Below are 24,694 nucleotides of genomic sequence, written 5' to 3' on the forward strand. Positions count from 1 at the left end.
TTAGTCCTTTTTTGCTGATTCAGCCTGCTCGATACCGATACCGTTTAGACGCTGAGCAACAGCGAAAACCCTGTCTAGTGCACGAGCACTTTTTCGGCCAAGCGCAACAATTTCACCATCTTCAAAAAGACGGCTGCCCGTCGCATCGCAAAGGGTGAGCGCGACAAGTCTGGCTCGAACGTTTTCCATACGACCATCCTTTGCACCATCGCGAGCAATAAGGCTGCTCTCAAAGGCATCGCGGTCCGTACCGCTCATGGTGCGGACGTAGACGTCTCCACCCCACTCAGGTACGAGGACTGTTTCGCGCGGCAGATCATCGGCTGCAAGGATGGCTTCTTTGGTCAAAATATTCATAGTCTTTATGCCTCCGTGATGTCGCCATCGATTTCGATCGTGACGCTGGCTTCAACTACAGCATCCACACCACCTTGAACACTGAACTGTGTAACGTAGCCGTAGAAAGTCCATGTCGCAGCGGGTGTGGTGTCGGTGAAGGTGATCTTGAACTGGCGGCGCACGCGATTGGCTCTATCTGTACGAAGGCCCTGATGGACCGTGTCGTCAGGATTGAAGTGCAGGCTCAGTGAGAGTTGACCTTCATCGCGAAGACCGACTCTCTTCTCTTTGGCTGTTGAAGCAAGATTGGTGACGTCAATAACTGAAGCTTGACCCCCAGGCCCCTGAAAGGAAACTACGTTGGGGATGGTTTCAAACGTTGTGGTTCCAAACCGGGCAATGGTGATGCCCTGCGCGGTGATGGCAGTACTAGGCATAAAAGGCCTCCATAAAAAAATGAAAAGACAACCTGACCACCGTTACCGGTAGTAGGTGAAGTCCACGGATATCCGGTAAGTACCGGCTTCATCGTCGAAATCGGTAAGGCCCATGCGTACATCGGCCACCGTTTTGATACTGGCTAGCAATGCCGCAAGGACCTGCTCTTGCAGTTGTTCGCAAGCGACCAGTGTTAGTGCGTACGCATCAACTTGCACTCGCGAGCGCCGCAGCTGGTTTGGTCCGTCAAGCGACGCAACGTTTGACTGATCAATAGGGGTGTAAACAAGCGTCGGATACTGAGCACCCGCAGGTGCAACGATGGCGTACACCTGCCCAGCGGCCAGATGTTTGATCGCGTCATAGAAGTCCTGCATCGTTATCGACCATTCAAGGCTCGCGCTTCTATCTCGATGCGCTGGGTCAGTCGCTGCTTAATGGCATCAACGGCTTGGCGGCGTCGAGATTCCAGTGCCGGACGCAGAAATGGACGAGCCGCCATCTTGCGAGTACCGAATTCAACAAAGCGCCAATACCAAGCATCTTGCGATAGGTTCCCTCGCTTGCCCTGATTGCGGTACTTTTTACCGTGGCGCACCAAAACATAAAAGGTCTGGCGACCCCCACCAGATAGCTCGCGAACGTGCTTCATGATCACCGAACGCTTGAGCGTTCCGGGTGGTGGTTGCTTAGAGCCAAGCGACTGCGCAGCTTTTGGAGCCTGAGCACGCGCCTCATCACGTATGACCTTTGCTCCTGCGTAAACCGATGACCTGAGCCCTCGATTAGCAACACGGTCAGGCAGTTCACGAAGTGCACGATCAAGTTGTGCTAGTCCTTCAATGCGAACTGTTTCAACTCTAGCCATTGCGCGCCCCTTCACTTGCCAAAAGCATGACCGAGACATTGGCCTCGTCAACATTTAGGGCTGCGTGGATTGAAAAAATACGATCTCGAAACAGAACTCGCATTTGTGAAACGCTTTTGGGGTCGTTGAACTCGGATCTGTAACGCATAGTAATTTGATGACTCACCACCGCAGCTATACGATCTGCAATTCGTGCCTCGCGCCCTGATATCGGTTGGATATCAGCCCAGACAGTCGCTATATCGCTCCAGGTCTGTGTCGGCGCACCCAATGCATCCTTTGCAACAGTGGGCTGCTGAATGCGCACACGCTGGCTCATCTGACCTGCACTGATTAAGCTCATACAACGCTCACGCGGTAACCGTCTAAAAGTCCATCTACAAATGGCAATGAGTCAATGCGACCGCGCGTTAGGACTGCCATTTCTTCCCGATGTCCGTACAGGCTTCCCACACGCAACTTAATCCAACTCTTGATTCCCTCGGGCACAGAGGAGCCTGCGCCGTATCCTGCGTCAAAGGTGACGCTCACAGAGCCAATCTGTGGGAGAGTCGGGGGCCAAGTCTTACCAAATACCGGGGTGAGTCTCGCAGGCTCGCATGCTGCGTCCAAGACGTAATCGCCAGGCGGCATCAACTCGGGGTTGCCATTCATGTCAAGGTACTCGATGCTGACCAATGACTGCACTGGGCATTTATCAAGAAGGATTGCGTGCCCAGGCAAACTAAAGGAAGCATCGGATGGAACATGATTGGCCAAAGAACCCGGAAAGGCGTCGAGCACCAGCTTCCAGCGGGCAGTCATCAACTGCCTGCCGGTGCGAGTCTCGGCTGCCTGCCGGGCTGCCGTAATCAGCGAGCCGATCAATGCATCATCGTCATCAACATCCACCCGCAGGTGCTGCTTTGCCTCAAGAAGCGTGATCGGCTCCCCGGCTGGAGCTGAAACGAGTTGCAGTGGCATTTAGACAATCTGCACAACAGCCGCCTGATTACCAGCATTGGCAGGGAGCTCTCGCGGATTAACACCTAGGACTTGAGCAGCAGTTTGGCTGGCAGCCACTCCTACCGTCAGAGACAGGCGAACAAAGCCAAAGCCGTTGACTGTGTCGAGCTCCTCGGGCTTAACGTTGATAAGCGCCTGCTTGTTGTCGCCTGTGGCTTTGATGATCTGGGTGATCGCTTTGCCGGTGATGTCCTTGGCACTGATGCCAGTGGAATCAACAGCTTGCTGCAACTTCGCATCCACTGTGGCGCTGGTGCCGAGCACTCCGGTCTGAACCAAGGAGAGGAATCCGTGGTGGTTGGCCACAGAAATCCAGCCTGTAGTGACAGTTCCTGCGGCTTGCGCGGCAGGGTCGATGGTGGCGAGAACGGACAGCAGTTCGCTGCCTTTTGCGTTGGGAAACATAGTTTTCTCCTAAGGTTTGGGGCTGCTTAGCGCGCGCCCAGTTGGATGAAGGGCGACATCGTTGCGCTGCCTTTGGCAGGCGTGATCGCTGTAGAAATCTTCGACTGACCATCCATACGGAAGGTGGTTCGAAACGCCGTGAGATCAGCATCGAAGTACAGGTGCATCGATGTGGCGGTCTGCATGCCACCTGCCTTGGTGATGGTCTGGTAGTACTTCAGGTCCACCAGCAAGATGTCCCCTTGGGCCGAGAAGGTGTTGGCGTGCTGAGACACAAACACCGGGCGACCCAGCAGCGTGCCGTAGGGAGAGACCTGCATGCCGCCAACGTTCAATCCGGTAGGCAGGTAGATCGGGTAGTTCCCCAAGGTTAAGGTGAACAATGCTGGCAGCACGTCGTTGTTGACGATCCATACCGCATTGGCCAGGCTGCCCGAGGGAAGTCGCGCAATCATCTTGGCCAGGTTTTGCGGAAGCAGCGTTTGAGTCAACTGCCCAGTCTCCTTGGCCACACTGACCGTAGCGCCAGCATTGAGTGCACCTACCGGTACGCCAGAGCCCGAGCCGAACAGGATGGATTCATTGGTTTTCCAGCGAATGGAGTGTGCAATTTTCTCGGGCAGATAGGTCGACAAGGCATTGGCGTCTTCCAACAACTCATCGGTTGTTGGCACCAGAGCCATCAGCTTTTTGAGCCGCAAAGTAGACAGTCCTAACACGGGCTTGGTGGTCACCGAAGGCGCCGCTTCGCCTTGCCAGTAAGCGCGAATGCCGTTGGTGCCCCAGGGCGTGGTTTCATCCTTAGGAAACGCCATGGTGTTTCCGCTGATCTCCACATTGTCAGTAAGCGGCAGCAATGAGTCCTCGCCCAAAGACAGCTGGAAAATCTCCTTTGAGAACTGTGGCGGTACAAAGAAGCCACCGTCTTGACCGGAGCCTTCACTGCCAAAGGTGGCTGGAGCGGCAGCACCACGACCGCTGCCAATCAGCAGGCGATCGTCTATCGGGTTGCCTGGCTTTTGCGCATGGCAGACGTTTTGCAAAAAGTCACCCAGGCTTTGAAACCCATGTTTGGGGTCGAGTTCGCGGTTATCGCTCACTATGACGCTTGGGAATACCGAACCATTACCAGCACCAGAGTGGTTGCCTACATGCGCCCCCATCTGAACCTCTTCGGAAATCAAGGCCGACTCGCGGTCAATTGCTGCCGAAGCGGTCTCAATTCGACTCTTGAGTCCATTGAACTTGGTTACCTCCTCATCTGAGAGGTCACGGTTTTCTTGGGCGGCGATGTCAGTTAAGGCACGAGCCTCTTTGACAAGATCAGACTTACGAGCTTGAAGCTCGCGCAATTGCTTACTCATTTGGGTTTCTCCAGACGTAAAAAAACCACCTCTTGGGTGGCGGGATTGCAAATATTAAAAAATGCGCAAAGCTAGTCACGCATCAGGTTTGCGACCTACGGGTCGCCTTTCGGACTGGAGGCGCTCAACGGAGCAACTCCTGAGCAGTCCAAATTACAAAATCCCAAGCTCTGAGCGGGCTTGGGCCAATCGGGAGGTTTTGGGCTTGGCAGGTGGACTGGTCTTAGCACTTGACGCCGCGTCTTTATGCATCTTGCTCAAGACCTGATCGAAGCTGGCGATGCCGTCGACCATGTTTTGAGCCAAGGCCGCATCAGCGCCCAAGACCCGGCCCTGGCCCATTCCATCTCGTACCTGAGTGATGGGCACACCACGCCCCTTGGCCACAGCCTTGGTAAATGCGGCGTAATAGTCATCTACGCGGGACTGCATAAATCCTTGCGCTTCTTCGTCCAGTGGTGCATAGGGATTGCCCTCGACCTTGAACTTGCCCGCCGATATGAGCGTCGTCTTAACGCCAGCTTCATCCATGGCTTTGCTGTAGTCCTGGTGCGCCTGCCACACGCCAATTGAGCCGACTTCTCCGCCGGATGTGACGTAGAACTCACTGGCTTGGGAACCGATCCAGTAAGCCGCCGAAGCTGCCAGACTGTTAGCGATGGCCACCACCGGCTTTTGGGCACGAGCACTCAAAATAGCATCACCCAGTTCAGAAACGCCGTAGACGCTGCCGCCAGGGCTATCAATGTCCAGCAATATCTGACTGACCGCGTCGTCGGCAACAGCTTGTCTGAGCATTTGGGTGACGATCTGGGTGCTGACCATGCCAGGGCCGGAGACGTCATCCACCATATTTCCACGCTGTGTGATGACGCCGTAAATCGGGATGACGGCAATGCCGCCACCCGAAATGGCAGCCGAGGTCTGTCTGCGAGTGTCGCGCAGCACACGGTCTGTTTGGACCTGAAACCTGGCGGCGTCGCTGGCAGGCTCACCTTGCGACCACCGGGAAATGACAGTGGCCAGAGCACTTAAACGCTCAGGCATCAAGGCCCAAGGCGTTGCCAAAAATTCAGCGACTAAAAGTTGGTTTTTCATAAATTCTGTCCGAGGGAGATAAGTGATTCGGTAAGCTGTTTTTGATCTAGCGGCTCGTCTATTTGGCTTGCCCAAAGCTGAACCTGGTCTAGCGGTACGGCCAAGGCTTAGGAGATCAACAAGATGTCTTTTTCGGCCAGATGATCTGATCGGCTGATACGGCGAGCAAGTCGCTCAGAGGTCGTTTGAACAAGAGCGCTATATCGCCCACTGAGTCGGGTAACACTCTCATCCTCCGAAGGCTTGATCGCTTTTTTCTCCAGTGGCTTTGCCACTTCTGCTTGTGTATCGATTTCCAAATCCTCCGCCACGTCCTCCTCGACCATATTGAGTGGTCGTAGTGGCTGATCAAGTCCGTCAATGGGATTGAGATTTTCTGCAATGCGTGCTTCGTTTCTGGTGAGCCAGCCGTTCTGAATTCCGCTTTGGTAGTAGCTTGAGCGGCTGGACGCATCGCCGCGCATCAGATTGGCGAAATCAAACTCAATCTCTATATCGTCACTCTCAAGAAGTAACTCAGATTGAATGCTAGCCTCCCAGCGCTCAGCCCAAGGCGTCATGGTGTGCATGACGAACTCCAGACTCTGCTGCTCGATGTTGGAGAAGGTCGCTCTATCAAGATCAGCAATCATGTGCGGTGGCACACGAAAGAGCCGGGCCACGTCGGTGATCTGAAACTTGCGCAGTTCCAGAAACTGGGCGTCTTTGTTTGTGACGCCCACTTCGTGAAACTTCATGCCGTTTTCCAACACCAGGACCTTGCCCCGGTTGGAGCCGGACTGCGCCTGCTGATAAGACTCACGAAACACCTTCTTGGCCTCGGAGTCCTTGAACGAGCCAGGAAATTCAATCCACCCTCCTGTGGGCTTGGCGTCATTGGCAAAGAAACGTGCACCATAGCCTTGGGCTGCTAGTGCAGTACCCAGATTCTCCCGGGCAAGCTCAATCGGGCTCATACCCATCAAGCCGTCCGAGGACAGGCCACGCAAGTGCCAGACCTCCCCTCTTGGCAAGATCACCTCAGTGCCAGAACGATCGCTAATTCGGTAGCGGTATTCACCTGATGGCAACAACTCAATCTTGACCCGGTCCGGGTGGATCGGCATGAGTTCGATGATCTCGCCGCGCGGGTTGGTGATGATCTGGTTAAAGGCGTTACCGCGCAAAGCCAGGTGTCCTTGCAGCATCTCGCGCCACTCAAAAGGATTTTGAAACCGGTTCGGCCGCTTGGCCATTAAGCGGTAAAGCCAGTGGTCCGTGACCCTGTCCTTGCCGCCGTCAGGGCGGCGCTGGTAAACCACCAATGGCAGTGATGCAATTGTTTCGGCCAGTATCCGCACACAGGCATACACAGCAGCTAGGCGCAGCGCGCTATCGGGCGAGACGCGCATGCCACTGCTGGTACGCGCAGACACTGACTCGAATGAAAAGTCACCCCATGGCGAACGATCTCCACCTGAGGCGTTGGAGCTACCAGATCCGCGAAAGCGATCAAAAAAGGTAAACAGTCCCATCAGTTCAGAGCAACATCAACTCGTAGTCGGATCCCAGCACCACCGAGTCTCCCGGTTTGATTGCCCTTGAAAGGGCCATGATCAGTGCCACGATGCCGTCGATCTTGTTTTCTGCTCGCTCCTTGCGTGGGTAAATGTTGTCTTTGGCGTCCAGGTGGGCCACCACGTTGCTGACCATCCAACCCAGAACCGGGTCACCGTCGTGAACCAATTTCTTTTGAAGCACCAGGGCTTCAAGCGCCTTCATCGGTTCTGAGAAATTCAGCACCGTCGGACGCACTTCAATCATGGGCAGCCCCTCACTCAACATTCGGGTCGAGAGTTGCGTCGCCTGAAACGGATCAAACGCGACTGCCTGAACAGCAAAGCGAGAGGACAGATCATTCAGATCCGCTTCGATCCAACTGAAATCAATCACATTGCCCGGCGTCACGGTGAGGCGTCCGGTATGCATCCATCCCGGGTACTGACTGTTGCCGTTGGCATTGACCGTGTCCTCTGGCAGGTAGTACTTGCCGAAGACTACGAATGCGTCAGCAATCTCGGGATGGGCAAACACAATCACCAATGCCGCAATGTCTGTCTTGCTGGCCAAGTCCAGACCCACCCAGCAGGGCTGGCCAACAAAGGACTCGATGTCCAGGTCCTGATCAGCACAGGCGTCCCAGGAGCGCATGTCCATCCATGCAGTGTCAGCGTTGACCCACTCGTTCAAGTGCTTGGTCTTGAAGTTGTTCATTGCACTGGGCAACTGCATGGCCTTGGCCTGCAGCGGTCCCAGGATTTCCGGGCGCACCGAGATACCCCAGTTGGGGTTGGCCTTCATCAGCGAGTCTTCGCTGGTCCAGTCGTCCCCGTCGTCCAGCCCGTAGACGATGCCAAACTGGCTGTCGTCCTCGAACACACCATCGAGTAGTCGAGTTACAAAGGTGCGTACCTCGTAGCAAATGCCTGCGCGATTGCTGCCAGCGGTGGTGATCACCCACAAGAGCGAGTTGTCTCGCTTGCCGGTACCGGTCTCCACAACGTCGTAGACGGTGCGAGTCTTATGGGCGTGCAGTTCATCAATGCAGCCGAAGTGAATGTTCAGGCCGTCGAGCGTAGATCCCTCTGCCGAGAGCGCTTCAAACTTTGAGCCGGTATGCAGCACGTTCATGTTGTGCGCACCAACGTTGACAGAGAACCGGCTGCGAAAGCCCTGTGACCTGCGCGCCATGGTCTGCGCATCACCAAACACAATGCGCGCCTGGTCGCGGGTGGTGGCCAGAGAGTAAACCTCTGCACCACCTTCACCATCGGCGGCCAGCATATACAGCGCAAGCGCAGACGACAGGGTCGACTTAGCGTTGCCACGTGGCACCTCAATGTACGAGCGCCGAAAGCGGCGATTACCGTCAGGCTTGACCCATCCAAATACGGTGGTCAGGATGAACACCTGCCAAGGCTCCAACTTGATCGTTTCGCCTGCCAGCGGCCCCTTGACGTGGGGCAGGCGTTCAATGAACGCGCACAGGTTGTCAGCGGGATGGAATTCCCGCCCGTCCTTGTCGGTGAGCTTTGGGTTGAACTGGTAGGGACTTGCCTTGCCCTTGAACTTTGCCAGATCATTCAACTGCCGTTGGCATGCACGCTGGACCCATTTGCAGGTCAGGATGTCACCGGCAACGACTGCCTGTGCATACTTGCGGGCAACGGCGGCGTAGTTATCTGCTGCCAAAGTTCAGTCTCAGCCTGCTATGTCCGCCCAAGGATCGAGATCGATCTGGGTATCTGTGGGCTGTGTGATACGCGAACGAGAGGCTGGCGTAAATCCCATCTCCACCGCTGCCTTGGTCATGATCTGGGCCTGCTTGTTGGCGATGGCCAAGTACGGCGACTGCATCGGCACACCGGTGTTCGGCGCTTTGATCAGCAGACCCGTCTTGGTGATTCCGATCTGGGCCTTGCGGTACAAGTCAGCGGCGCAGGACCAAACCTCCAGCACCGACATATCGAGTTTGCGCAGCAAATGCTCAGGCGCGCTCTCAATGGCATAGCGCCAGGCCTGCTTGGCCCCGTCGGACATGTACTCGGGCGGCGCAACCAGATCCCCTTGGGGCTGCGGCTCATGCGGGTTGGTCCTGCACTTTTGCAGGGTTCCCCTGAGCTTTTTGATCTCCGTCGGGAGTGGTTTTCTTCCGGCCATCTGGGTTCAGTCGTTGGTAATCGTTAATATGGAGGCTTCAAACCCACCGGAAAACTCCCAGTGCGCAAAGCCGACGTCATCTCAAAATGCCTCGTTCAGTCCGCTCTGGCGGCTGATATGAAAGCTGGGCGTGAGGCGGTTCGATCTGCGTTTGACAAGAGCGTGACGGACAAAAGCTTTTCCAAATGGAACAGCGTCGTTGAAGAAAACGTCGCCAACTCCATCATTCGCTCGGTGGGGAAATCCAAAGCCATCAATATTGAAAAGTTCATCGCCGATCTCAACTGATCGGCTCTTAGCCCCGACCGGCGAGGCCCGGCATTAGGCTGCCTTCGGGCAACCCCCCTAGGTTTCAATTTGCACGCGCAAAAATCTTGGCAGGCGCACGCATCTTTGGCCGCCGTCTGTAGAGATTGAGACCCCCCCGGGGGGGGTAGTCAGCCCCGACCTGCAGTCTCACGCGCCGTCTTTCGGTTGTGACATGAGACGCACAGCCCTTGCAGATTGACCCAGTCAAAGCGCTCGCCGCCGTCCTTGAGCGGCCTGATGTGGTCGGCAACCTTGGCAGCCACCACCAGACCCGCCCCCTTGCACGCCACACACAGCGGGTGTTCACGCAGGAATGCAGCACGTACCTCACGCCAGCGCGCGGACTGGTAGAAGCCCAGCTCAGTATCAAAGCCACGCCTGGCACGCCCGTAGTCCCGGTGCACCTTGGGGCGGTGCTGCTCGCAGTAGCCGGGCTTGTCCAGCACCAACGCGCAGGCGGGGTGACGGCATGGTGTCGGGGCACTGCGGGGCATAGCGGCTCGGTATTGGCGTGTAAGCAACTCAATCAAAAAACTAATCGCAATTGATGCAGATAAAGCTTGGCTTCACTTGGATTCAGAGCGTTCATAGGAACGTCATCAACAACCCAAGGAGCTTTGCAAATGACCTACACCACACAGTTCACCGTCGACGAGGTCGGGTTCATCCAGATCGCGCTCACCAAGGTACTGGCAGCCGCCGCACGTGGGGAACTTGACCTCAACCTGCTGGCCCGCGAGGAGCTGGCCTCACGCGGCCTTGATACCCAAGGCGAGTGGGTCGGCTTTGACCGCGCCCGCCAGATCCACCAGGTGCGGGGAGCCAAGTGATGGACGCCAAAACATTGGAGCGTCTGCTCAACCAAATCGCCGCAGAGCATCTGCACATCGACACGCTGGCAACACGCAACAGCGACCGCCTGGACTTTCATGAAGTCAGCGTCTGGGGCCTCAAAGAAGCCCTGCAAGCCGCATTCACGGCTGGCCAGCAATCCAAACAAACAACCCAACCAAACTGATACCGGAGGTCAACATGAAACTCACACCCAGCCAAACCTTGCTTCTCAACGCTGCAGCCAGCCATCCTCAGCATGTGCTGACCGACTTCCCGTCCAACCTCAAAGGTGGTGCATTGATCAAGGTGCTGACCAGCCTTGGCAATGAAGGCCTGATCAGACCCCACAGCAAAGGACCAGAGGGCTCTACCCGTTTTGCCATCACCGTTGCAGGCTTGAAGGCCATTGGTATTGAGCCACCGGCCAAACCCAAACGCGAAGGCAGCAAACAGTCGGTACTCATCGATCTGATGAAACGCCCCGAAGGTGCAACCCTCCCTCAAATGGTGGAGGCCACAGGATGGCAGGCGCACACGGTGCGCGGTTGTATGGCTGGAACTTTGAAAAAGAAGCTGGGCCTGACCATCGACTCCGTCAAAGAGAGCGGTGGTGAGCGGGTCTACAGGGTCTCACCCTCTAGCTCGCTCCCCACAGCATCAGCTAAAACAGACTGACCTTGCGGCGATAGATCTGCAAATGCAGAGCCATCCGCTTCACGGGTGGCTTTTTGTCCTGTGTATTCCTCCCAACGCTTGACGATAACGTCCACGTACTTGGGATCCATCTCCATGAGACGGGCTTGGCGATTCGTTTTCTCGCATGCAATGAGCGTTGTGCCAGATCCGCCAAACAAATCGATCACGATGTCGCGTGTCTTGGATGAGTTCTTGATGGCACGCTCGACCAACTCCACCGGCTTCATCGTCGGGTGTAAATCGTTCACACGGGGCTTGTTGTAATTCCAAATGTCTGACTGGTCGCGGTCACCGCACCAGAAGTGTTTTGCGCCATCTTTCCAACCATAAAGGATTGGCTCGTACTGGCGCTGGTAGTCGGCGCGTCCAAGCGTAAAAGTGTTCTTGGCCCAGATCACAAATGTGGACCACTTGCCGCCCGCATCAAGCCAGGCTTTTTGCAAGGTGTGCAACTCAGAGGAGCTCATGCACACATAGCAGGCTCCTTTGGTGACCACCAACAAGTTGACGCAGGCGTCGTAGAGGAACTTATAGAACCCATCTCCTAGCGCATCGTTCATGATGCGACGGTCCTTGCCTCGCATCTTGTCTTTGGCGCTGTTGCCGTAGTCCACGTTGTAGGGTGGATCGGTGAAAGCCATGTCGGCGAGCTGGCCATTCATCAGTCGCTCCACATCGGAGAGCACGGTGGAGTCACCACACAGCAAACGGTGCTGACCCAAGACCCACACATCACCTGTTTTGGAAACAGGTTCGGCTGGCAACTCGGGTACTGCATCGTCTTCGGTCAGGCCCGTGGTGTCGCCATCACCGTTGAGCAAACGCTCAAGCTCTTCATCACCAAAGCCCATCAACTCCAGATTGAAGTCAGCCTCATCGAGTTCGGCAATCTCAAGCTTGAGCAACTCTTCGTCCCAGCCAGCGTTTGCAGCGATGCGGTTGTCGGCCAGGATGTAGGCTTTCTTTTGAATTGCGGTGAGGTGGCCCAGCTCAATCACGGGCACTTCAGTCAGTGCAAGTTTGCGCGCTGCAGCCAAGCGTCCGTGTCCTGCGATCACGCCTTTGTCCCCATCTGTCAGGATCGGATTGGTAAAACCAAACTCGGAGATGGATGCGGCAATTTGTGCCACCTGGTCATCGCTGTGGGTGCGGGCGTTTCGCGCATACGGGATGAGCGAATTCACCGCGACCATTCGGATCTCGGGTGTCATAGGGAAGCTTTCGGGTTGGAGCGCAGCTTGCAGGTCAACCAGCGAGGGCTGCTTGCAAGCGCGGTAAATGCGGGGAAGTGAAGACCCAAACAAAACGCCCACAAGGCGCAAACCGTGTGGGCGTAATTTGAGTGATTAGCTGAATGCTACCGCTTCGATATATACCGCGTCAAGGGGTTTTCGTGCGATTTATTCATCGACTAAATACCCTGTACTTTTAACTCACGATTTACCCACCATGGCCTTGATGTCCTTCATCAAAAGGAACAGGTGAAACGGATCAGATGGGCTGGGTTCAAACTCCCAATTGAGATACCACTGCCTGGCAGTCTCGTCCTTTGCATGCACCAGCAGTGCACGAATTCCGGCAATGTCTGCCGCTTGTGCAGTGCGCAGCAGCGCGTCTTTGAGCAGTGCTTTGCCAAGCCCAGCGCCTTGGTGCTGAAGGTCCACCGCAAGCCGGGCCAGAATCATCACCGGCACGGGGTGCTGTGGAATACCTTTGGTTACACGAGGTGCCGCACTGGAAGGCTCAACGCTACCAACCGCCAAACTGTAGAAACCAACGACCGAGCCCGAATGGCAACTCACGTAGGTTTGCGCGCTATTAGATTTTTGGTTGACGAGCGCAAAGCGCTGCAAAAACTGATTCAGTGCGCTCTGGCCACAGTCGAAGGACTCAACGGTGTCCGAGCCGGCCAGTTTGCGAACTGGCTCGTAAGCATGCGAACTCAACCAAGCAGCCCCGGCTCAGACAAAAGCTTCTTGAGCTTGGGCTTGGCACTCACGGGCTGGTCAAGTGCAGCCTGAAACGCCAACCACTTGTCGTCGCTTAGCTCGAAACGGGTGCGGTCAGCCAAGGTCTGGTTAGCCGCGATGATGCCCGCGTCAAGCAGAAACTCGCTCACATTTTTGTGCGCCACGCGCGCCGCTTCCTGAAGCAATTGCTTCACAGGCGTGCTGGCTCGCACATCAATGCGCTCAGATTTGGAATGAATGACTGCGGTCATGGCGACCCCTTTTTTGAAAAGTTGACCCATCATAGCGTCCGGACAACGTCCTGACAAGCGTTTTTTAACGACTGTACCCGTAATGCACCGCCAACACACCCAATGCGCCAACCAAAATGCCCTTGGCCTCGTACTGGTTGAGTGTGCGTCCGTTCCAACCTTCCTGAGCAGACCACTCCTTCACGCTTTGACCCAAACCGGCCACGTGCCAGACAGCGCAACCACCGGGGCTACTGATACCACCCACTGCATCGAGCGCCTCACCCAACCGCTTTCTAGCCCAGGCACAGCGCTCTGTCATCGTGTCCTGCCAATGACCACCAGGTATGCGATCAAGCGGTGGTGAGCCCGCTGAACTTAGCTGAGCAAAAACAAATGTGCGAGAGAAGTCCTGACCCGCGTCGTGCATCTGCGCCGTGATCGCGCCATTGCGCATCAAAAGGCCGAGCGAGTCGACAGTCCGGAAATGCTCGGTGCGAAAGCTGGTGCCTTCCTCCGCCTCACTGATCCACTCACCAACCCGACCGCCGGGCAGACTCACCAAAGTGCCATGGGTCAATGGCTGTGCAACTTGCTTTTTAGCCATGGCGCACCTCCTTGCTCAAGGCGGGATCCGTACACTGCGCCAGCGCCCAGTGCAAGAGCGCAAGAGCATCCGCCTCGTTGTCGTCGGTGACCGGGTGGCCCAGCGCTTTCATGGCCGCAATCACCTCGGCCTTGCCCGCGTTGCCTTTGCCAGTGGCATGGCGTTTGATGGTGCCCACAGGCACACCTTGGTACGGTATCTGGTGACGCTCACACCATGCGGTCAGCGTGGCCAGCAAACCGCCGTAGACATGCGCAGCATCTACGCCGAGGTGACGGCGCACCTCTTCAAAGTAAACGGCTCCAATGACCGCTGAATCGGTTGGTGCGTCACTCTCTGAGCCACTCAAGGCGAGCATGTCATCGAGCCAACGTCCAAAGCGCAGATAGCGCATGCCACCGCCCTCAAAGCGTTGGGACTTGAAGCTCACGAAGCCATGCGCCACAGGACCGTTTGCCGAGCGCAGTGCCCAGCCGGTGGTCGTACCCAGGTCAAGAGCCAGGATGACGAGGCGTGGGGTTGATTTGTAATTCATCAGGGATTTCCTCCAAGGGTTCGTACAAGTTTTCTTGTGCGACCTGGAGGAGCACTGGCACCAAAGCCGTGTCAGGGCGGGTGCGGCTCCCTCATGTCTGTCATTTCCGATTTTTTCAATCGGATGCGGTTATCAGGGCTTACAAAAAGTCTTCAACAGATGACGGGGCTTATTTCAATACTTCATCTTTCAAAGGTGGAGTCCGGGTCTGGTGGGGTACTTATTTCAATACTTCTTCTTTCAATATATATACCTATGTCTCTCTCTGACCACCTCCAGGGCAGGCGTTTCGCGCGCGCGAGGATTTTTGGGTGCGTATAGCGACCCCTGTATTTATTTGTATATAGAGGCACCCCCTTTGAAAGAAGGTCGTAATTGAAAGAAGTCCTCATAGACCGTTCACTGTTCAGTTGGGACATCATTTCCCGCCAGCTTGATCCACTGGCTAGGTCTGCCGCCCGTTGGCATGGCGAACACCTCAACCAGGTGGGCGTCCGTTAAGGTACGCAGCACGCCATCTCGCTGGCGGTGGTCCATGAACTGGGTGCGCCGTGTGAACTCGCTCTTTGACATACCAGCGGCATCGCCATCACGCAGGATTTGCAAAGCGCGCTTGTGGTTGGACTCGACTTGGTTTTCTGAAACGCGCGCGCTTGCTTCTCGAATAGTCAGCTCGGCACAGTGGCGCGAGAGCGCAATTCCCCAGTGCGCGTCGTGGTCCTCGATCTGCGGTGTCACCGCGTCGCGCGACACAGCGCGAATGAGAGCCAATTTGGTGGCGTTCTCTTCAATGCGCGCCAAGATCGATGAAAAACCGGTGCCTCTCGACAAGCGAAGCTTTGTCAACAACTCGTGGTCAAGCAAGCGAAACGCGTCACGCGCTTGCGCGGTCATCGGAACGACACGCGGATCCACCAGCACTTCATCAATCGCGCCCACATCCGTGAGGTTGCCGTTCAACTGACCACCTCCCTGGTGGATCAGCAGCAGTCGGTCGATTAAGTCTTGCGGGGGATCTATCGTGCCAAAAAGTTCGTTGCTATTGGGGAAATCGTCCTCGCTCTCCAGAATCAGAAAGCGCGCCAATGAACCGTCGGCCACATTCGACGCCTGCAGCGCCTGCCAAAAGTGCAAGGGTGTGGTGGTGCCGTAGATGCACGCGCAGGGCTGGTGAATGGCACGGTGCGCGTTGTTGAGTTGGTTGCTTGCGTACTCAATGCCAAAGTAAGTCGTGCCTGAAGTGGTGTACAGCTCGGTCATCAGGTCCAGGATTTCACACACGTAGCGCGGGGAGCGTTTACGGTCAGCGGCTGCCGACAAAAACATACCGAACTCATCTAGCTGAAAAAGAATGGCGGGCTGACGCTGGATGGCCGTCAAAAGACCGGAACCCGATGCGATCTTGTTGCCGCCCAGGTATTGCAGCAACCCGGCCTTGCGGAATAGCTCGTTGATAACCACGCGGCTGTGGTTCTTGCCTGCGCCGCTCTCAGCGATACCTACGACATAAAGGTTCGAGCGCGTGTTGCTCTCGGTGCGGTACTTACGCCCCATCAGCGCGCCGATGGCACACAAACTCGCTCCGAGCGCCAGCACAGGCTGTGGACGCTTTGCCGTCGTTGCCATGAGCGACATCATGTCGGCAATCACGCCGCCAACTTGGTCCCAGCCCGTCGGCAGTGGTTTGGGTGGTGGCAGCACGGGCGGTGCACCTGATCCATCAATCGTGATGGGGTTTGATGTTTGCAGCGTTTGCAGCATCTCCTTGGCCGGGTGATGTCCGTTCATCACAATCTCACCATTGAGCTGCAGGTCAGCATCTGGAATCCAGCCGTTGTCCAGCGCCAGCTTGTAGATGGTTCCCGCCCCAATGCGCTGAGGCGAAAAGCTCCCCCAACTTTTAGCGGTTGTCTTGGCATCGTTTTTACTGGACGACGCAGACCAGGACTCAAAGAGCGGCCACCCCTGCTCGGCAAGCGCACCTTTGATGGCCATGCCAATGCGCACCCAACTGTCGTAGTCCAGGTCCTGATTGGGGATGTACTGAAGCGCGTCTTGCACTGCCTCGAACGTGCCGCGTTGCTCGGGCAGATTGGCGAACGCCTCTGGAGACTTCAAACCTACAGCCAGACTTTTGGGGCGCATAGATTCGGGGACCATCTCGTACGCCTGGCGTGCAAACTCTCGAGCCTGTGCCTCGGTGATGACAGGCAGTTCTTCGATTTTCAGGTCGGCCAAGGTTTGCACGGGCCACTCGTAGGGCTTGCCGGTATCCGGGTGAATGCCATAGGCGATGAACTGCTGCCCCACACCCAAGACCTCAATGGGCGGGAACTTAAAGCCACTGAAGGGCTGGGCCGCACGGTACACCAGCAATCGCTTGGGGGCGTTGCCGATACGAACTGCAGGTGTGTCGCCCAGCAGCCGCTTAGCTAAGCCCTCAATCTGAACCGCGATGTCTTTGGACTGCAGCACATCAATGTCGATGCCAATCACCTTGCCTGCGGCAATACCAATGCCAGCTTCGGGCCAGTCGCCCCAGATATCGACTTCGTTTTCAGTCGTGTCGCGCTCACAGTGACGGCTCCACTTGGGATAGTCTTGCCAGGCACCCAGGCGAAACATGCCCGGCTTCTTAGTGCTAGGCTGGATCGGCAAAATGGCATAGCCGCGATCTACGAGCGTGGCCCCAAGATGGGCCATGTAATTATTTGGATTCATGCGTTCCTTCAAAATGGTGGGTCATCTGCATAGGCAATGCGAAGTGAGTCTTGAAAGGCGGTCACGACCACATCAATCAAGGTTGACCACTCCACTGCGGTGAAGGTGGCCAAGTCTGTTTTGGCAAGTGACTCGACGTACTCGCCACCTGTCTCGCAGGCCGCCGCCAGAGCGTTGGTTTCATGTTGGTTTGGATCAATCATTCCCTTTAGCCTTGCTGCAATGTTTTGACAGCGCCTCGAACACAACTTCACGCTCGGCGCATCAATACGGATCAAACATGGCGCGAACCCATACCCTCGGGCATCGCGCCTGCAAATGGCGCACATCATTTATGCGCTCGACATCAAAAGCGCGCGCCGACGATTTCTGTGTAACGCCCGCTCGGGCGCACCGCGATCTGCGATGGACACTTGAGCCGCTGCGATACGGCCAGAGCTTCATCAACACCACGGGGAAGTGGCAGCCCCGGTGCTCGGTTTGCCCACCAGCTCGCAGCCTTTTGCCGCGCATAGCCCTGGTGTTCAATGCAAACCCATTCGCTGTGGGAACTCAGTCCACTCCAGTAATCAACTCGAAGTGACGGCGGCTTACCAGTCTTGTCGTGCCGGGCATAGCTGACCCGTGTCACGGGCACCCACTCGGGTGGACCGCCAGAGAGGATGTCCAAAGTGCTGGCTTTGGCGTCAATCTTGATTTGCGGCTCCGGAAACATGTGGCCACAGTCGGGGCACTGACGTACCGCCGCGTGCACGATGCTGTCGCACTCAGGGCAGGCTTTGGTGGGCGCATCGCCGTCTTCACCCGCTTTGGGTGTCTTGGGCTTGATGGCGTCAATGGGTCCGTGGCGCGCAATGTTCCCGGCAAAGTCGAGCACCAAGCAGTCGGTCTTGCCCGGTGCAAGGCGGCAGCCACGACCAACGATCTGCACATACAAGCCCGCCGACTTGGTCGGGCGCAGCATGGCAATCAGGTCTACCGCAGGAGCGTTAAAGCCTGTCGTCAAGACATTGGCATTGGTCAGGCACTGAATTCGTCCGGCCTTGAAGTCATTGATGATCGCTTCGCGCTGGGCGCTGGGCGTATCGCCCACAATCGTCTCGCAGGTCACCCCTCTGCTGCGCACCGCATCACGCACGTGGTAAGCATGGTCCACGCCAGCACAGAAGATCAGCCAGCTTTTGCGGTTTGTTGAGTACGAGAAGATTTCATTGACTGCGCTTTGTGTGATCGCGTCCTGGTCAATGGCCGCTTCCAAATCCTTCGGGATGAACTCACCGCCGCGTGTACCCACACCAGTGAGGTCAATTTGCGTTGCCATGCGTTTGGAGATCAGTGGCGAAAGGTAGTGGTCATCAATCAACTCGCGCACCGAAACCTCGTAGGCGATGTCAGTGAAGATGGCCTCACTACCTTCATGCAACAACCCAGAGTCAAGGCGGTATGGCGTGGCCGTCAGACCAATCACTTTGAGCATGGGGTTAATGCGCTTCAAGCCATCAAGAAACTTGCGGTACATCGTGTTTGAGGAGCGTGGGATCAAATGCGCTTCATCAATCAACACCAGATCGCACTGCTGAACGTCATACACACGCTTGTGAATGGACTGGATGCCAGCAAACAAAATCTGCGCACGGATCTCACGCTTCTTAAGACCTGCTGAATAAATCCCTGCCGGGGCTTGCGGCCAAAGCTTTTTGAGTTCGGCAAAGTTCTGTTCAATCAGCTCACGCACATGAGTCACGATCAGGATGCGCTGATCTGGAAAGGCTTTGAGCACGCCTTCAACAAAGGTGGCCATGACAAGGGACTTGCCACCAGCGGTAGGAATCACCACCAGCGGGTTGCCGCTCTCATCTTGGAAATAGTTGTAGATGCCTTGGATGGCAGCGCTTTGGTAGGGGCGAAGGGAAAAGCTCATGACGGGACTCCTTTTTCAATTGCGTTTAGGTTTGCGGTTGGGGATTCAGTTGGCGGCGTGCTTTTTCAAACCGGCATCGCGCCAGCGAACACCGTTGGTAAATTCGTAGTCAACCCAGTCGTCACCCGCATCGACTTGCGTAGCAGGAACAAGTGGTGGCAAATACAGGTGCTGCTCACAGCCGCTGCGCTGATCTACTTCGGTCAGGCGCTTTTGATGCCGGTCGCAATGCCAACCACCATCCACGGGTGTTGAGTGCAGGCAAGTACGGCAATTGATCGCAGGTGCCACCACGCTGTTGCCACTTGCATGGCAAACCGGTGCGTGGTCACACATGCGGCACTGATACCAACTTGGCTCTTCGCTGATGCGTGGCAGTGGTGTTTGGGCAAAGATGATTCGCCGAGCTTTTTCCAGAAGAAGTTCCGCATAAGTGACATCTGCCTCCACGCGTTCGACATACAGGTCATCGGTGTCCTTGTTCACAGCCAAGTACATCGATCGGGTAATGCCCATCAGGTGCATGTAGATTTGCATCTGGGCAAAGTGCTGCGGTTTGGACTCGCGTACCTTCTTGGCCACCAGATCGCCAAAGCTCTTGTTAGAGTGCGTCTTGAACTCCAGCACGTGCCAGACTTTGGGTGCTTCAAGCAAATTGATAGCAACGCCATCGAGCGAACCTCCAAAATGGCCGCCATGGGCTTGAACACGAAACTGACGTCCAGTCTCGGGATCGACTTCCAGCACAGTCGCACCGGTGCGTCTCAGGTTCAGCACCAGGCGCGCCTCCTCCAGTTGACCGGTTTCAAACAAGCGCAGAAGTCGGCCTGGGTGCTTGCTGCGCGTGACCCAGCGAAAGTCGTACCAAAGCGCACGTTCGCATTCCTTGCCAATGAGGGATGCGCCAAGGTGGCTGCGAAACCCATCACTGGCATCTGCTTCGTAGCCAGAGAAGATGGCCTCGCGGGTAAGGCTTGTGATGGCGGGCAGTTCAGCCATGGTTTCCTCCTTGGCTCGCGTGTAAGTCACGCGCACGCTGCACCAGGCCCGCCCACTCCTGGTCATTGCAGTTTTCACGCACCACTTCAATCAAGGTGTCTTTGAAGGCATCACGGTGATTGGGCGCAGCGCGTTTATCAAAGGTTGCAAGATGCACAGTCACCTGCGCCAGCTCCTGCTGCTTTAAACGCAGCGCGGTTTTGGCGCGATGGAACCAGGCAGCATCAAGCGTCTTCTTCTCTGTTTGCCGCCGAATGTCAGTCGTTGCGATCTGAATACGAATGGAAGCAATCTCGCCTTGCAGCGCAGCCATTCGCTCCCGACAGCCCTGCGCAGAGTCCGGCAGGTGAACCGGCTCAAGCGCGTGTTGATGCAATGTGAAGTGTTCGTGCATGCAGTGGGACCTCAGGCTTGGCGCTTCCAGGGCAGTCCGTTGGCAGCAGGCGTTGCTGTAGCAACGGCAGGACGCGCTGGCGGGTTGGCTGGACCAGTGCTGAATGTGGGGGCGTTTGCAGCCTGACCGCTGCGAGGCAGGTAGCGGACCGAGTTGCTCTCGCCATACATGCCCTTCGGGGGGCGCACACGCACATCAGCAATCAATGGAATGAGGTGCAACTGCTCCGAATTGCTGACCTGCAACTTGCCAACGGCACGGCAGATAGATGACAGCGTGCGCTGTGCGATTTGCACAGCATCTGCATTGGCATTGATGAGGTTCAGGCGATCAAAGAGCTTGCGGCCTGCGTACTGCCCCTCAATGACATCCACCTCAAGGTAGAGGTACTGGCCCATGCCGTCTTTGGTTGCACGCATTTCGCTTGCAACAATTTGGGCGAGGTATTTACCGGGTGGCAGGACTTCGTAGCCGCTGCTGGGTTCAACTGAGGATGCGTCGAAAGTTTGTCCGAATGAAGCCATGGTGTTTTCTCCTATTTCAATTTCAGGTGGTTGGGTTGGTGGGGGTGACTGGGTTGGCGATCAACATGGGCTTGATCACATCGGGCATGGCCTGGGCAAAGGACTGCCAGTCCAGTGGCAGGGTCTCGGGAAGGCCATAGCGGTTCTTGGCCAAAAAGGCTGGGCGCTCGGCGGTGTGAATCACCCGCTCGCCCGAGCCCATGGCGCGGTTTACTTTTTTGTTGAAGCCGACATCGGCCTTCACGGTGGAGATGCGGTAGTTGGCAAAGAGCACGATGTCGGAGTGCTCTTGCATCAGCGCCGCTGCGCGGGTGTGCAACTTGATGACGTACCGGTCGTAGGGGTCGTGCTCAGGCGAGTCAAAACGCTTGATGTCGGTGTGCGCGATTTGCACAACGGTCATGCCACGGTCGTCACGCAGTGCGTTCAGGCCGTCGATGTACTGACGCCACAGAGTCAATGCGGCGACGTACCCTTTGCCGTAACCGGCGTCTTCGATGGATCCCCATCCGTTGTCGCGGCAGGCCTTGCCCCAAACCAAGGGCTCGAGCCAGTCAACGCTGTCAATGACCACGGTTTTGAAGTCATGGTCTTCGGTGTAAAGCGAGGCCAGTGACTCAAGGACTTCCTCAAACGTGCGTGCAAGCGGAAAGCTAGCTGCCGGAATTGTTCCCAGACCGTCTTCCGTTTGCACGAACACAGGTTTGCTGGCTTCTGCGGCGAAGGTGGTTTTACCAACGCCTGCAACACCGTGAATCAGAATACGGGGTGGCTTGGGCGTATTGGCGCGGGTGAGTTGTGCAAGTGAAATGGCCATCACACACCCCCACCAAAGTGACTGTCGTTGGCAGCGTCGGGAATTTCTCCGGTCTTGATCTGCTCGAGCTTGTAGCTGGGCTTGCCCGTTTTGAGCGTGCGTGCAGGTTCGAACAGATCGCGGATACCGGGTGGCCAGGCGGTGTACTTGGACTCGGCGACTTTGATTTCGATGCCGACATAATTCTCCGGGTCCTCGCCCCATTTACGCAGCGCTTCCACGGCTTCTTTGAGCTTGACCTGGTTGTATTCAGGGCGCTTAGGCAAATCGGCGACGACCATGTAGCCATCGACCTCAAAGCGCACAGTGCCGGTGGACTTGCCAGCCTCTTGGCGAAGCTGTTGGGCATGACCACCCAAGCGACTGTGCAAGGTGGACTGCAATGCGTTGAGGTACAAAGCGGCAGTGTCTTTGGCAGCAGTGACCTGTTTGATCATACGGTCAAGGTCTTGCAGCGGGAGCTTGTCGAGCTCGTTCATGTAAAGCTGGCCTATTTCATCCAGCACGTCGGGTTCGGCAGTCATGGGTTCTCTTTCTTTCAGTGGGGCTTGCGGTTGCTGGGAGCCATCTGCGCAATGCGCAGCTGGGTACGGATTTCGGGCGGCTTGAGCGGGGAACTGGAGCGCATGGCCAGGTAGCGGTAGTGGTCCTGCCCCACCTTTTGGCTAAAGAGATGCACCAGGCCAAGCTCGCAGGCGATCCACGCGCGACGGGCGACGGAGTGAATACGGGCGCGGTCCTTGGTGGTCAAGTCGCTGCTGATCTCTGAACGATCACGCAGCAGCAGGCCCTCGTGGTACTGGATGCAGTGGCCGATTTGTGCACTGGCGACCCAGTCACACAAAATGGCTTCTGTGACAGCGACGCCTGGTGAATAGAAAGGGCGTGCACCCCCGAGCGGCTCTGGTGCGACGAGGCCAAGATGGCTGCGCGATATTTCGACAAGTTTTTGTGGCGCTAACAATTTGGGCTCCGAAAGGTGTGAATTGGCCGTGGCGCAGGTATTGCGGCTCGGTTTGCTTGGGGACTTTTTGGCTGGCATAGGTGTTATTACCGCTGGACGCGTTATTTTTCTCAGGCCACTTCGCGCAGACCAAACATGCGCAGGTGCATGCGTAGCTCGTGGACGCGGCGGTAGAAAGATGCGGTGGATAAGCCGGATGCCACGCATGCGCTGGCGATATCCGAGTGATCAGTGAGCAGGTCAAGCAATGCGGACTGCTCGCCATTCATGAAGGCAATGGCCGCTTGCAGGTCATGCATAGCCATGCCGTCAGTGAAGAATTCGTGATCGGGGTCGCGTTTAAAGTTGATCGCGTCGATGCAGTCGTCTGCTGATTTGGTTTTGGACGTGCCCATCTCGGAGTCATTGGCGGCCCCCATCGTCTTGGATGCGGCGTCAAAATCCGTATAAAGCATGCGCTGTTTGATCATCCCGTCGAGCAATTCAACGGCACGGTGTTTTGACACCATGCCCGTGAATGTGCCCGGGCTACCCTTGGCCGGATCAAACTGGTGTCTGTGCTCCAGCAGGTCGAGCATCAGCTCCTGCTGAAAGTCCTCTCGCTCGGCTGGCGATAAGCCGTGGCGAGCGGCCAGTTGATGCGTCCGGACCCTGGCTGCATTAACGGCAGCTTCAAAATACGGATCGTTTGCGCTCTGGCCAAATAAATACCCACTGGGGGTATTGGCGGGCACATTTTTGCGACCTGCGCACGGGGTAGATGTCCGTGCTGTACAACTCTGATTTCCCATGATGACGACTCCTGTTTTGAATGAACAGGGCGATCATGGAGATGATGGGTAACCAAAGAAATACGCTTGCTTGGCATGCCGTGCGGCATGCTTCGGTTCACGTCCGTTTAGCCGCGCTGACTGTACGGTCGTTACCCTTGGCTGGATGTACGTTCAGCTTCGCTGACTGTATGAATTTCAGGCTGCCGCTTTAACCTTTTTATGGGCAGAAATCCACTGCGACACAGTTCGAGGTTCGAAGAAGTAAAGGTCTTGCGTTGCCAACCATGCTGAAAGCTTGATGCCCGCCTTAGCAATACTGAGCTTTTGCAATGACGTGTCTTGATCCCAATGTGCCAATGTTGCGGCCATCGACTTATTTCTATTAGCCTTACTCAGCTCGGCCATTTTTTTGGCATGGTCGGTTTTCTGCTTGGCCTCCTGCTCTTGCAGGGACTTCCACTTAGCTTCATTCGCTTTAAGAACCTTTGCGCTGGTGTGTTTTTCAGCTGCCTGAATCTGCTCAGTAAATCGCTTCTCACGACGCTCAATATCTCTCAAACTTTCAGCTCGACAGATAGCTTCCATCGCCTCAATTGCGCTGGCTGCAGCTCTTGTGTAGTCATACGACTCAAGTTTTTTCCTATCCTTTTTTGTGTAGGTTTTTGACTTGTAGTCATAGCTGTAAGTCACCCTATCGATGGCATCTGCGACTTTCCACAGCGCCATAGTTGCAAAGTATTCAAAAGCTTCTGGATTCTCGGAGCCATCGCCAAATACATCACTCCATCCATCAATACACTCTGTAAGCGCATCAATTTCGGTCGTGTTTTCGGCGGTTGGAAAATCGCGTTCATTTAATCGTTCCTCATTAATTTGAAGATGATTTCCATCCTCATCGCTATCAAAATAGCTCCATTCACCTTCACTTTTAAGCTTCTCAATTTCATCCTCTTTAGCTTGGCTAAAGTACTCATCCACTATCTGAGCAGAAAAGCTGGCCAGATGTCTGATTTGTTCGCTTGTCCGTTTTCGCAATAAGTTACGAGCTCGCCAGACAATTCCTGAATTTTGAGGAAATGGCCAGTACGAAACCTGCCCGGTCAACGGATCGAAATTGTCAAATTGATTCCAATAGCTCATTTAAAACCTCTTTATCTTTTATTTTTTGCGTGAGTCTTTCAGAT

Annotated in this window: 33 protein-coding genes; 4 read left to right on the forward strand and 29 right to left on the reverse strand. The window is 55.8% G+C overall.

All coding sequences use genetic code 11. From position 1 onward, the window contains the following. From B472_RS14225 to B472_RS14280, 12 genes are all read right to left on the reverse strand, one after another. Complete coding sequence (locus B472_RS14225; RefSeq protein ID WP_026039272.1) at positions 1 to 357, reverse strand: hypothetical protein; 357 nt, start codon at positions 355 to 357, stop codon at positions 1 to 3. A gap of 5 nt (positions 358 to 362) precedes the next feature. After that, complete coding sequence (locus B472_RS14230; RefSeq protein ID WP_019425644.1) at positions 363 to 776, reverse strand: phage tail tube protein; 414 nt, start codon at positions 774 to 776, stop codon at positions 363 to 365. A 42-nt stretch (positions 777 to 818) separates the two neighbouring features. Continuing rightward, positions 819 to 1,154: a DUF3168 domain-containing protein gene (locus tag B472_RS14235; protein WP_019425645.1), complete on the reverse strand. Its 336-nt coding sequence runs from the start codon at positions 1,152 to 1,154 to the stop codon at positions 819 to 821. Between the two features lie 2 nt (positions 1,155 to 1,156). Next, entirely contained in the window at positions 1,157 to 1,645 is a 489-nt protein-coding gene (locus B472_RS14240) for an HK97-gp10 family putative phage morphogenesis protein (protein WP_157951984.1), read from the reverse strand. Beyond that, entirely contained in the window at positions 1,638 to 1,988 is a 351-nt protein-coding gene (locus B472_RS14245; protein ID WP_019425646.1) for a phage head closure protein, read from the reverse strand. Before B472_RS14245 ends, B472_RS14240 begins: the two co-directional genes overlap by 8 nt. Next, positions 1,985 to 2,608 (reverse strand): head-tail connector protein, encoded by a 624-nt coding sequence (locus B472_RS14250; protein ID WP_019425647.1) that lies wholly within the window; start codon positions 2,606 to 2,608, stop codon positions 1,985 to 1,987. Before B472_RS14250 ends, B472_RS14245 begins: the two co-directional genes overlap by 4 nt. Then, on the reverse strand, positions 2,609 to 3,055 hold the full coding sequence (locus B472_RS14255) for a hypothetical protein (protein WP_019425648.1): 447 nt from the start codon (positions 3,053 to 3,055) through the stop codon (positions 2,609 to 2,611). It abuts the gene before it with no gap. 26 nt (positions 3,056 to 3,081) lie between these two features. Next, on the reverse strand, positions 3,082 to 4,419 hold the full coding sequence (locus tag B472_RS14260; RefSeq protein WP_019425649.1) for a phage major capsid protein: 1,338 nt from the start codon (positions 4,417 to 4,419) through the stop codon (positions 3,082 to 3,084). A 153-nt stretch (positions 4,420 to 4,572) separates the two neighbouring features. Then, positions 4,573 to 5,517 (reverse strand): S49 family peptidase, encoded by a 945-nt coding sequence (locus B472_RS14265; protein WP_019425650.1) that lies wholly within the window; start codon positions 5,515 to 5,517, stop codon positions 4,573 to 4,575. 107 nt (positions 5,518 to 5,624) lie between these two features. Continuing rightward, on the reverse strand, positions 5,625 to 7,031 hold the full coding sequence (locus B472_RS14270; protein WP_081504915.1) for a phage portal protein: 1,407 nt from the start codon (positions 7,029 to 7,031) through the stop codon (positions 5,625 to 5,627). Between the two features lie 4 nt (positions 7,032 to 7,035). After that, positions 7,036 to 8,748 (reverse strand): terminase large subunit, encoded by a 1,713-nt coding sequence (locus tag B472_RS14275; protein WP_019425652.1) that lies wholly within the window; start codon positions 8,746 to 8,748, stop codon positions 7,036 to 7,038. A 9-nt stretch (positions 8,749 to 8,757) separates the two neighbouring features. Next, on the reverse strand, positions 8,758 to 9,096 hold the full coding sequence (locus tag B472_RS14280) for a phage terminase small subunit P27 family (RefSeq protein WP_238147451.1): 339 nt from the start codon (positions 9,094 to 9,096) through the stop codon (positions 8,758 to 8,760). A gap of 180 nt (positions 9,097 to 9,276) precedes the next feature. Between B472_RS14280 and B472_RS16980 the strand changes: the two genes are divergently transcribed. Beyond that, the gene (locus tag B472_RS16980; RefSeq protein ID WP_133176104.1) at positions 9,277 to 9,504 is read left to right on the forward strand and encodes a hypothetical protein; all 228 of its coding nucleotides are present in this window, start codon (positions 9,277 to 9,279) and stop codon (positions 9,502 to 9,504) included. A 149-nt stretch (positions 9,505 to 9,653) separates the two neighbouring features. Here B472_RS16980 and B472_RS14285 read toward each other — a convergent pair whose 3' ends face one another. Beyond that, the gene (locus B472_RS14285) at positions 9,654 to 10,019 is read right to left on the reverse strand and encodes an HNH endonuclease (protein ID WP_019425655.1); all 366 of its coding nucleotides are present in this window, start codon (positions 10,017 to 10,019) and stop codon (positions 9,654 to 9,656) included. 129 nt (positions 10,020 to 10,148) lie between these two features. On the opposite strand from B472_RS14285, the gene B472_RS14290 reads away from it, so the two are divergent. The 3 genes from B472_RS14290 to B472_RS14300 are packed head-to-tail and all read left to right on the forward strand — an operon-like array spanning position 10,149 to position 11,034. Next, the gene (locus B472_RS14290; RefSeq protein ID WP_019425656.1) at positions 10,149 to 10,355 is read left to right on the forward strand and encodes a hypothetical protein; all 207 of its coding nucleotides are present in this window, start codon (positions 10,149 to 10,151) and stop codon (positions 10,353 to 10,355) included. Continuing rightward, positions 10,355 to 10,543, forward strand: coding sequence for a hypothetical protein (locus B472_RS14295; RefSeq protein ID WP_019425657.1), 189 nt, complete (start codon positions 10,355 to 10,357; stop codon positions 10,541 to 10,543). The genes B472_RS14290 and B472_RS14295 overlap by 1 nt, the downstream gene beginning before the upstream one ends. A 14-nt stretch (positions 10,544 to 10,557) precedes the next feature. Further along, on the forward strand, positions 10,558 to 11,034 hold the full coding sequence (locus B472_RS14300) for a DUF3489 domain-containing protein (RefSeq protein ID WP_019425658.1): 477 nt from the start codon (positions 10,558 to 10,560) through the stop codon (positions 11,032 to 11,034). Here the strand turns inward: B472_RS14300 and B472_RS14305 are convergent. From B472_RS14305 to B472_RS14380, 16 genes are all read right to left on the reverse strand, one after another. Next, entirely contained in the window at positions 10,980 to 12,266 is a 1,287-nt protein-coding gene (locus B472_RS14305) for a site-specific DNA-methyltransferase (RefSeq protein ID WP_050995410.1), read from the reverse strand. The two genes, B472_RS14300 and B472_RS14305, sit on opposite strands and share 55 nt — an antisense overlap. 222 nt (positions 12,267 to 12,488) lie before the next feature. After that, the gene (locus B472_RS14310; protein ID WP_238147452.1) at positions 12,489 to 12,908 is read right to left on the reverse strand and encodes a GNAT family N-acetyltransferase; all 420 of its coding nucleotides are present in this window, start codon (positions 12,906 to 12,908) and stop codon (positions 12,489 to 12,491) included. Positions 12,909 to 12,997: 89 nt separating this feature from the next. After that, positions 12,998 to 13,276: a DUF1778 domain-containing protein gene (locus tag B472_RS14315; RefSeq protein ID WP_026039274.1), complete on the reverse strand. Its 279-nt coding sequence runs from the start codon at positions 13,274 to 13,276 to the stop codon at positions 12,998 to 13,000. 64 nt (positions 13,277 to 13,340) lie between these two features. Beyond that, positions 13,341 to 13,862: a hypothetical protein gene (locus B472_RS14320; protein WP_019425662.1), complete on the reverse strand. Its 522-nt coding sequence runs from the start codon at positions 13,860 to 13,862 to the stop codon at positions 13,341 to 13,343. After that, on the reverse strand, positions 13,855 to 14,397 hold the full coding sequence (locus tag B472_RS14325) for a hypothetical protein (RefSeq protein WP_019425663.1): 543 nt from the start codon (positions 14,395 to 14,397) through the stop codon (positions 13,855 to 13,857). The genes B472_RS14320 and B472_RS14325 overlap by 8 nt, the downstream gene beginning before the upstream one ends. Positions 14,398 to 14,796: 399 nt before the next feature. Further along, positions 14,797 to 17,130, reverse strand: a complete 2,334-nt coding sequence (locus tag B472_RS14330; RefSeq protein WP_157951985.1) for a PriCT-2 domain-containing protein — start codon at positions 17,128 to 17,130, stop codon at positions 14,797 to 14,799. Beyond that, positions 17,127 to 17,396 (reverse strand): DUF6511 domain-containing protein, encoded by a 270-nt coding sequence (locus tag B472_RS14335; protein WP_133176105.1) that lies wholly within the window; start codon positions 17,394 to 17,396, stop codon positions 17,127 to 17,129. Before B472_RS14335 ends, B472_RS14330 begins: the two co-directional genes overlap by 4 nt. 68 nt (positions 17,397 to 17,464) lie before the next feature. After that, positions 17,465 to 19,039 carry a DEAD/DEAH box helicase gene (locus tag B472_RS14340; RefSeq protein ID WP_019425666.1) on the reverse strand — a complete coding sequence of 525 codons (1,575 nt, stop codon included), beginning with the start codon at positions 19,037 to 19,039 and terminating at the stop codon, positions 17,465 to 17,467. Positions 19,040 to 19,084: 45 nt separating this feature from the next. Continuing rightward, the gene (locus tag B472_RS14345; RefSeq protein ID WP_019425667.1) at positions 19,085 to 20,038 is read right to left on the reverse strand and encodes an oxidoreductase; all 954 of its coding nucleotides are present in this window, start codon (positions 20,036 to 20,038) and stop codon (positions 19,085 to 19,087) included. Further along, positions 20,031 to 20,432, reverse strand: coding sequence for a hypothetical protein (locus B472_RS14350; protein WP_133176106.1), 402 nt, complete (start codon positions 20,430 to 20,432; stop codon positions 20,031 to 20,033). Before B472_RS14350 ends, B472_RS14345 begins: the two co-directional genes overlap by 8 nt. A gap of 11 nt (positions 20,433 to 20,443) precedes the next feature. Then, on the reverse strand, positions 20,444 to 20,956 hold the full coding sequence (locus B472_RS14355; protein ID WP_019425669.1) for a DUF669 domain-containing protein: 513 nt from the start codon (positions 20,954 to 20,956) through the stop codon (positions 20,444 to 20,446). A 22-nt stretch (positions 20,957 to 20,978) separates the two neighbouring features. Then, on the reverse strand, positions 20,979 to 21,773 hold the full coding sequence (locus B472_RS14360) for an ATP-binding protein (protein ID WP_019425670.1): 795 nt from the start codon (positions 21,771 to 21,773) through the stop codon (positions 20,979 to 20,981). After that, positions 21,773 to 22,297 (reverse strand): hypothetical protein, encoded by a 525-nt coding sequence (locus B472_RS14365; protein ID WP_019425671.1) that lies wholly within the window; start codon positions 22,295 to 22,297, stop codon positions 21,773 to 21,775. Before B472_RS14365 ends, B472_RS14360 begins: the two co-directional genes overlap by 1 nt. Before the next feature lie 14 nt (positions 22,298 to 22,311). Next, complete coding sequence (locus B472_RS16985; protein WP_133176107.1) at positions 22,312 to 22,617, reverse strand: hypothetical protein; 306 nt, start codon at positions 22,615 to 22,617, stop codon at positions 22,312 to 22,314. Between the two features lie 230 nt (positions 22,618 to 22,847). Beyond that, complete coding sequence (locus B472_RS14375) at positions 22,848 to 23,471, reverse strand: sigma factor (protein WP_157951986.1); 624 nt, start codon at positions 23,469 to 23,471, stop codon at positions 22,848 to 22,850. A gap of 234 nt (positions 23,472 to 23,705) precedes the next feature. Further along, a complete protein-coding gene (locus B472_RS14380; RefSeq protein WP_019425674.1) occupies positions 23,706 to 24,650 on the reverse strand; it encodes a hypothetical protein in 945 nt (314 codons plus the stop codon). Between the last annotated feature and the right edge of the window lie 44 nt (positions 24,651 to 24,694).

Origin of the sequence: Limnohabitans sp. Rim28 (genome assembly GCF_000293865.2) — a bacterium.
GTDB lineage: Bacteria > Pseudomonadota > Gammaproteobacteria > Burkholderiales > Burkholderiaceae_C > Limnohabitans_A.